Origin of the sequence: Streptomyces sp. NPDC058955 (assembly GCF_042741435.1) — a bacterium.
In the GTDB taxonomy this organism is placed as follows: domain Bacteria; phylum Actinomycetota; class Actinomycetes; order Streptomycetales; family Streptomycetaceae; genus Streptomyces.
On sequence record NZ_JBHYKM010000001.1, the window covers coordinates 166170 to 174362 of the forward strand.

At 73.3% G+C, this 8193-nt stretch carries 5 protein-coding genes and 1 pseudogene; 5 read left to right on the forward strand and 1 reads right to left on the reverse strand.

Annotation, left to right across the window (positions count from 1 at the left end):
* Positions 1-35: 35 nt before the first annotated feature.
* Positions 36-2618, reverse strand: coding sequence for a PEP/pyruvate-binding domain-containing protein (locus ACFW1I_RS00745; RefSeq protein ID WP_384664741.1), 2583 nt, complete (start codon positions 2616-2618; stop codon positions 36-38).
* 413 nt (positions 2619-3031) lie between these two features.
* On the opposite strand from ACFW1I_RS00745, the gene ACFW1I_RS00750 reads away from it, so the two are divergent.
* The 5 genes and pseudogenes from ACFW1I_RS00750 to ACFW1I_RS00770 all read left to right on the forward strand — a co-directional run.
* A complete protein-coding gene (locus ACFW1I_RS00750; protein ID WP_384664743.1) occupies positions 3032-3628 on the forward strand; it encodes a PadR family transcriptional regulator in 597 nt (198 codons plus the stop codon).
* Positions 3625-5391, forward strand: coding sequence for a sulfatase-like hydrolase/transferase (locus ACFW1I_RS00755; RefSeq protein ID WP_384664745.1), 1767 nt, complete (start codon positions 3625-3627; stop codon positions 5389-5391). Before ACFW1I_RS00750 ends, ACFW1I_RS00755 begins: the two co-directional genes overlap by 4 nt.
* Before the next feature lie 113 nt (positions 5392-5504).
* Positions 5505-6845, forward strand: coding sequence for an MFS transporter (locus ACFW1I_RS00760; RefSeq protein WP_384664747.1), 1341 nt, complete (start codon positions 5505-5507; stop codon positions 6843-6845).
* Between the two features lie 170 nt (positions 6846-7015).
* Positions 7016-7858 (forward strand): formylglycine-generating enzyme family protein, encoded by an 843-nt coding sequence (locus tag ACFW1I_RS00765; RefSeq protein ID WP_384664874.1) that lies wholly within the window; start codon positions 7016-7018, stop codon positions 7856-7858.
* Between the two features lie 39 nt (positions 7859-7897).
* Positions 7898-8193: pseudogene (locus tag ACFW1I_RS00770) on the forward strand (hypothetical protein); the annotation flags it as partial.

Here is an 8193-nt window from a genome sequence, read left to right on the forward strand (position 1 = left end):
GGGATCGTGGGGGCGTCGGCACTTCGGCCGGAGGATCAGGCGGGGTCGAGCGCCGCGTCCGCCGCTTCCAGGACGTCGACCGTCCCGCGGCCGCCGTCCACCCGGATCCGGTCCCCGGTCCGGATCCGGGTCGTGGCGTTGCCGCAGCCGACCACGGCCGGGATGCCGAGCTCCCGGGCCACGATCGAGGCGTGCGAGAGGTTGGCGCCGACGTCCGTCACGATCGCCGAGATGCGTGTGAACAGCGGCGTCCAGCCGATGTTGGTCACCGTGGTCACCAGGATCTCGCCCGGCCGGATGGCCTCGCACTGCTCGATGCCGCCGACGACCCGGGCGACGCCCTCCACGACGCCGGCGGACGCGGGCGAGCCCGCGACCGTGTCCGTGGCGGGCGTCGTGTCCTGGGCGTCGAAGAGGTCGGCCCGCCGGTTCGGGTCGGCGGCCCAGACCGCCGGGTCGAACTCGCCCCGGATCAGGGTCGGGTAGACGGGGAGCGCGCGGTAGGCCTCGTACGCGGCGCGGCGGGCCGACACCGCGGCGAGCGGGTCCCGGTCGCCGCCGAGCACGGTCAGGATCTCCTCGCGTGACAGGAAGAACAGGTCCTCCCCCGCCCCGCTGATCTCGCCGGCGCGCAGGACGAACGTGCGCAGCAGCCAGAAGACGCGCGCGACCTCGGTACGGGCGGCCTCCCGCAGCCGCGCCGAGGCGGCCCAGGCGTTCACCGCGGCGCGGATCCCCGCCACGCGACGGGGGTGTGCGGCGGCCAGGCGGTCCCAGGCCGCCGTGCGGGCCTCCGTCTGCCGGCCGATCCGCAGGGCGGCGTCCTCCTCGACCGTGGTCAGGGCGGCGAGCTGCCGGTCGAGCCACTGGGCGTCCTCGGCGGGCCGCGGGAGGGACACCTCGAACTCGTGCGGGCCGCGGTGGCCGTAGGTCCGGGTGTAGGTGTCGCGGTCGGTCTCGCCTCGGGCGAGCCGTTCCAGCCCGAGCAGCGGCCCCATGCTGGCCAGTTCGCCCTCGTCGCCGAGGCCGGTGGTCATCAGGTCGGCGTCCTCCTCGCCCACCAGGGACTCCAGGGTGCCGCGTACCTTGACCAGGGAGTCGCCGCCCTGGCGGGTTGCGGCCTGGAGCATGTGGCAGCAGCGGCGGAAGTACGGGGCCACCTCGGACTCCCACAGTGCCGACAGGTCCCCCGCGGTCTCCGCGGCGGCGACGCGGGCCCGCAGGTCCTCGCAGCGTGCGGGCGCCGTCTCCAGGAAGGCGGGCAGCTGCTTCCCGTTCGCGCGGATGCGGCTCATCACGGCGAACGCCTCGCCGATCGTGTCCCGCCAGACCCGCGTCCTGGACGCCGGCAGCAGCGGAATCGTCACGCCCTCGGGGAGGCGTCCGAACACCAGCTCGTTGGCCCGGGCGAACTTCCGGCCCTGGCCGAACGCGGCGGCGAGGGTGGCCGTGACGCTGAGGTTCATGTAGAAGCGGCCGCCGATGTTCCCGTACATCGGACGCCCCTCCAGACTGGCGCCGACCATGACGTCGCCCATGAACGCCTTGACGAAGGACCAGGTCGCGGGCGTCATCACATCCGGGACGGCCTCGCCCAGGTTGGCGCTCGTCCACAGCGAGTCGGTGCCGGTGCTGTCGTTCCACACCTCGGGGCGGGGCGCCGCCGCCGTGGTGATCGGGCGTGCCTGGAGGATGCGGAAGGAACCCGCCTCGCGCGCCCACTCGACGTCGCGGGGCTCCCCGTACAGCTCCTCGATCGCGAGCCCGAGCCGGGCCAGTTCACCGGCCTCCTCGGCACTCAGCACCGGGGCCTCGCGCAGGTCGGCGGGGACCGGCCGTTCCTCGGTGCCGTCGGCGGTCGGTACGGTCATCGTCTCCTTCGCGGCGACACGTTCCTCCACGACGGACAGGCTCGCCCGGTCGACGACCAGGGTGTCCGGGGTGACCAGCCCGCTGACCACGGCTTCGCCCAGTCCCCAGGACGCGTTGACCACGAGTCGGTCGGGCCGCCCGCCGAGCGGGTCGACGGTGAACATCACCCCGGCGGCGTCGGCGGCCACCAACTCCTGCACCACCACGGCGAGCGAGACGTCCTCGTGCGCGATGCCCGCCCGGGCCCGGTACGCGAGGGCCCGGTCGGTCCACAGGGAGGCCCAGCAGCGGCGGACGGCCGCCAGCAGGGCCTCCTCGCCCGTGATGTTCAGATACGTGTCCTGCTGCCCCGCGAAGGACAGGTCGGGCAGGTCCTCCGCCGTGGCCGACGACCGCACGGCGACCGTGCGACCACCGCCACCGTCACCGTCACCGAGCTCCGCGTACGCCTTCGAGACGGCCTGCTCCAGAGCGGCGGGGAGGGGCCCCGTTGCGAACAGCGCCCTGATGCAGGCACCCGCGCCGGTCGCCGCGAAGTCGTCCGGTCCGGACACGGCGTCGAGTTCCGCGCGGATGCGGTCCGCCAACCCGGCCGAGGAGACGAACTCCTGGTACGCCGCGGTCGTCACGTGGAAGCCGCCCGGCACCGGCAGACCGGCGCGCGCCAGCTCGGACAGGGCCGCGCCCTTGCCCCCGGCCGTCTCCAGTGTCGCGGCGGCAGCGTCCAACGGCAGCACGAAGTCCATGCCCTGATCCCCCAACTCGGTCCATGAGAAGCCAACATGATCACATCCGAGGCCATCCCGCGAACAGGCCCGCCCCCGAGAGCCGCACCGGCCTTCGGCGCGCGGGTGGTGGTCGAGCGAGGCGCTGCGACTGCGGCGTGATCGTTGACCTCTTCACCCGGTGGCGGACCCTGCTCTCCGAGCCCGCCTGGGCGCGCTGCCGCGGCGTACTGGACCCGCCCGTCCACCGGCAGTGACCGTTCCCCCGCCCGCACGGCCGACGCGTACCGCGTCGGCGTCACCGTCCTCCGTGTCGTTCATGAACGGCCTGATACGGCCTTGATAAGCGCCTGCCGGATCCATTGACCCGCCGCCCCCCAGGCCCTACAACACTTCTCACATAGGTGAAGGTGCACATAGGGAGAGGGCGGCGGATGGTGAAGTTCGAGTACGTGCTGCTCGCGTTGCTCGCCGGGCGGCCGCGGAGCGGTTTCGACCTGGGGCGCTGGGTGGAGACGGAGGGTCAGTTCCTGCGGTCGCGGGCCCATCACAGCCAGATCTACCGGCTCCTCGGACGGATGACGGACGACGGCTGGGTGGAGTTCGAGGTCGATCCCCGGGAGGGGCGGCCGGACGCGAAGGTGTACCGGCTCACCTCGCGGGGCCGGGAGGCGCTCTGGGAGTGGGTGCGTTCGCCGTACGAGCCGACCAGCCGGTTCCAGGACCCGGACTTCGTCGCCCGGTTCGCCTTCACGGCGCCGCTCGACCGGGAGGCAGCGATCCGGCTCATCGACACCGAACTCGCCTATCGGCGCGCCCGGATCGCCCTCAGCCGCGACCGCGACCGGACGCTGCTGTTCGAGGAGCCGCTGCCCGAGCTGGACCGAGGGCTCGCCCAGGAGGTGTTCGACGAGCTGCACGCGTACGGATCGACGGCGGTCGACACCTGGGTGGCGTGGCTGGAGCGCATGCGGCGCCGCCTGGAGTCGCACCGAACGCCGGACACCGAGAGAGGGGACTCCCCCGCATGAAGGCCATCATGGTCATGTTCGACAGTCTCAACAGGCGGATGCTCCCGCCGTACGGTTCCGACTGGACGCACGCGCCGAACTTCGCGCGTCTCGCCGAGCGGGCGGTCACCTACGACCACGCGTACGCGGGCTCGCTGCCGTGCATGCCGGCCCGGCGCGAACTGCACACCGGGCGCTACAACTTCCTGCACCGCAGCTGGGGACCGCTGGAGCCGTTCGACGACTCGATGCCGGAGCTGCTGGCGCGGAACGGGGTCTACACCCACCTCGCGAGCGACCATCCGCACTACTGGGAGGACGGCGGCGCCACCTACCACGGCCGCTACCACACCTGGGAGTTCTTCCGGGGGCAGGAGGGCGACCCGTGGAAGGGGCACGTCGCGGACCCCGAGATGCCCGAGGGGCTGAAGCGGATGCGCACCCCCGCGTACCGGCAGGACTGGATCAACCGCTCCTACATGGCGACGGAGGACCGGCACCCGCAGACGCTGACCTTCGACGCCGGCCTGGAGTTCATCCGCACCAACAAGGACGCGGACCGGTGGTTCGTGCAGATCGAGACGTTCGACCCGCACGAGCCGTTCTTCTCCCACCAGCGGTACAAGGACCTCTACCCGCACGCGTACGACGGGCCGCACTTCGACTGGCCCGACTACAAGCGGGTGACCGAGACGGACGAGCAGGTCGCCCACGCCCGGTACGAGTACGCGGCGCTGCTGTCGATGTGCGACCGCTCCCTGGGCCGCGTCCTGGACACCATGGACGAGCTGGGGCTCTGGGACGACACCCTCCTCGTCGTCAACACCGACCACGGCTTTCTGCTGGGCGAGAAGGGCTGGTGGGCGAAGTGGGTGCAGCCCTGGTACGGCGAGCTGGTCCATCTGCCCCTGTTCGCCTGGGATCCGCGCCATCCGGAGACGGCCGGCGAGCGGCGCGGGGCGCTGGTGCAGACGATCGACCTCGCGCCGACGATCCTGGAGTACTTCGGGGTCGAGCCGCCGGCGGACATGCAGGGCGTGCCGCTGCCGGTGGCGGCCGACACGCCGGTGCGCGAGGCGGGACTGTTCGGGGCGCACGGCGGCCACGTCAACGTCACCGACGGGCGGTACGTGTACATGCGCGCGCCCGTCTCGGCGGACAACTCGCCGCTGTACGAGCACACGCTGATGCCCACCCACATGCGCGGCCGGTTCGGTCCTGACGAGCTCGTCGACGCGGAGCTGGCCGGGCCGTTCGGCTTCACCAAGGGGGTGCCGACGCTGCGCACCCCGGGCCGCAGCCTGATCAACCCCGCCGTCCACGGCACGCTCCTGTTCGACCTGGAGAACGATCCCGAGCAGCTGGCGCCGCTCGTCGACGACGAGGCCGAGCTGCGGATGGCGGGCCTGCTGGTGGAGGCGATGCGGGCGAACGAGGCGCCGCCGAGCCAGTACGAACGGCTCGGGCTGCCCGCCGACGGGCCGGTGACCGAGAAGCACCTGCTGGTGCGCGCCCAGCGGGAACAGGCCGAGCGGGCCCTGGAACCGCTGCCGCGCCTCGACGAGTTCCCCGAGGGGAGGGTGTCGGTCCGGACCCCGATGCGGTCGCTGATGTCCGACCCGGTCACCTCCGTCGTGCTGCGGCGCCATCTGCCAGGGCTCTTCGACTCCGAGCTGCTGCAGCTCCTGGGGCCCATGCCGCTGATCGACGTCGCGGCGGTGGCGGCGGGGTCCGTGCCCCGTGCCGCGCTGCTCGCGGTCGCCGAGGAACTCGCCGCGCTCTGACCGTCCTGCGGAACGGCCGGTGACGGGGTTGCCGCCCCGTCACCGGCCTGAACACCCCTTTCCCCCCGGTATCTCCCGCAAAGAGACCACACGTACAGAGGAAGCGAGGCGCCATGCCCGAGCTTATCCACGATCCCCACGCGCAGAGAGAGACCTCGACCGCCCCCGTTCCCGGCCGGTGGCGACAGCTGTCGCTCCTGGGCGGCGCCATGCTCGTCGACAACACCGAGGCCGGTCTGATCGGCGGCCTCTTCCCGGTGATCCGGCAGGCCCTCGGGCTCTCGCTCGGCGCCCTGGGCATCCTGACCGCCGCAGGCAAGCTGGTCGGCGTGCTCACCACGCCGCTGTGGGTGTGGGCCGCCCACCGCTGGTCCCGCAAGACGGTCCTCGTGATCTGCTCCGGCCTGTGGGGCGTCTGGGGCGTGGCCGCCGGTTTCGCCCAGGACTTCACCCAGCTGCTGTTCTTCTCCACCCTGCTCGCCGCGGGGTACGCGGGCGCCCACCCGATCGTCACGACCTTCGTCGGGGACCTGTTCGACAGCGGCGCCCGGGGCCGGGCCGTCGGCATGCTGTTCGGGGCCACCGCGCTCGCGTCGTCCGTCTTCGCCGCGCTCAAGGGCCAGCTGGCGGGCGTCGAGGACGGCTGGCGCTGGGGTCTCTGGGCGACCGGCGCGTTCAGCGTCCTGTTCGGCCTCGTCCTGTGGCGGTTCCTGCGCGACCCCGGCCAGGGTGCGGCCGAGCCGCAGCTCGCCGGCCTGGACCGCGCCGCCCGGGACGCCTCCGGCCTGGTGAACCGACGCCAGGTCGTGTCGCTCCTCAAGATCCCGACGCTGGTCGTGCTCCTGGTCTCCCGGCTGCTCTCCGGCCATCTGCTCGTCTTCTCCTTCGCCGTGGTCTTCCTGGTCGAGGTGTACGGCTTCTCCACCCAGACCGCGTCGGTCGTGCTGATGCCGATCGGCGTCGGCTACTTCGCCGGCACGATCCTCGGCGGTCTCGCCGCCGACCGGGCGGCCCGGCTCAGCCCGCGCCACGGTCTGCCCGCCGTGCTCCAGGGCGCCCAGATCCTCTTCGCCGTGCTGGCCTTCCTCGGCACCCAGTTCGACTACGACGGCATCGGCCTGTACGCGCTGTTCTTCGGGCTCATGGGGGTGGCGCAGGGCGTCAACCCGGGCATCAACCGGCCGATGATCATGGCCGTGGTCCCGCCGGAGCTGCGGCCCGCGGCCTTCACCCTCTACATCTCCGTCTTCGAGGCGATCGCCTGGGCCCTGTTCGGACTCGGCGCCGGCTTCCTCGGCGACGCGATCGGGCTGCGCCCGGTCTTCCTGTGGGTGCTGGTCGTCCTGATGCTGGTCAACGGGGTGTTCCTGACGCTGTTGCACCGCACGTACGCCCGTGACACCGCCCGCATGCAGCGCGAGCTGGACCGGCGACGCGAACAGGCCCTGTCGTGAGGCCGGGCTCCTCCGCGCGCGAGCGGAACGACGCGGGAGCGGGGCCCGGCGGCGGACCGCCCGCCTGCTGTGCGCCGGCCCGCTCCGCGCGGCCCCGGCTCGACGCCGCCCGGGCGACCGGGCCGTCCGCCACGCCTCTCGCGTCCTCCGACAGCGCCGCGGCCGACGGCATGGTGCTGCTGCCCGGCGGCACCTTCCTCATGGGGACGGACGACGCCGAGGCGAACCCCGGCGACGGCGAGGGGCCGGTCAGGACGGTGCGGCTGAGGCCGTTCCTGATCGACGTCTGCGCCGTCACCAACGACGCCTTCGCGCGGTTCGTCGCCGCAACCGGGCACGTGACCGAGGCGGAACGCTTCGGCTGGTCGTACGTGTTCGCCGGATTCCTGCCCGCGGCGCTGCGCCGGGACGCCGCCCGCCCGCCGCGCACCCCGTGGTGGTGCGGGGTGGCCGGGGCCACCTGGAACCGGCCCGAGGGGCCCGGCAGCACGCTGGAAGGGCGCGGGGACCACCCAGTCGTCCACATGTCGTGGCACGACGCCGCCGCCTACGCGGCCTGGGCCGGGAAGCGCCTGCCCACCGAGGCCGAGTGGGAGTACGCGGCCCGCGGCGGGCTGGAACGGAAACGCTACCCCTGGGGCGACGAGCTCGACCCGGGCGGCAGCTACCGGTGCAACATCTGGCGGGGCACGTTCCCCGCGAGGAACACCGCCGCCGACGGCTTCCGCGGCACCGCCCCCGTCGACGCCTTCGCTCCGAACGGCCACGGCCTGTACAACACCTCGGGCAACGTCTGGGAGTGGTGCGCCGACTGGTGGACCGCCGCGCACGGGCACGCGGGCCCCCTGGTCGACCCCACAGGCCCGGCCACCGGATCCGCCAAGGTCATCCGAGGCGGCTCGCACATGTGCCACCAGTCCTACTGCAACCGCTACCGCGTCGCCGCCCGCACCGCGAACACCCCCGACAGCACCAGCGGCCACGCCGGCTTCCGCTGCGCCCGCAGCGTCTGACGGCCAGCGCGAGGCCCTGGCGCGCCGGGCGCCCTCGGCCTGGCCCGCACGGGCACCGGCGGCGGCCACGTCTCCGGCGACATCCTCCTCGCCTTCTCCACCGCCGACGACGGGGTCCTGAACAGCACCTTCCCGCAGGGCGAGCCGGTCGCTGTCGCGTACGGCACCCTCCGCTTCGCCCCCTGGGGCCGGATCGCCCCCTTCGGATCAGAAGCGCTGCCCCGGCGGAGCGGCGCGGTCGGTGTCACCCGCACCGCCGGAAGGACGGAACGGGGGGCGCGGGGGGGGGTGGGGGGGGGGGGCGCCCCCCCCCCCGGGGGGGGCGGCGCTCGCGC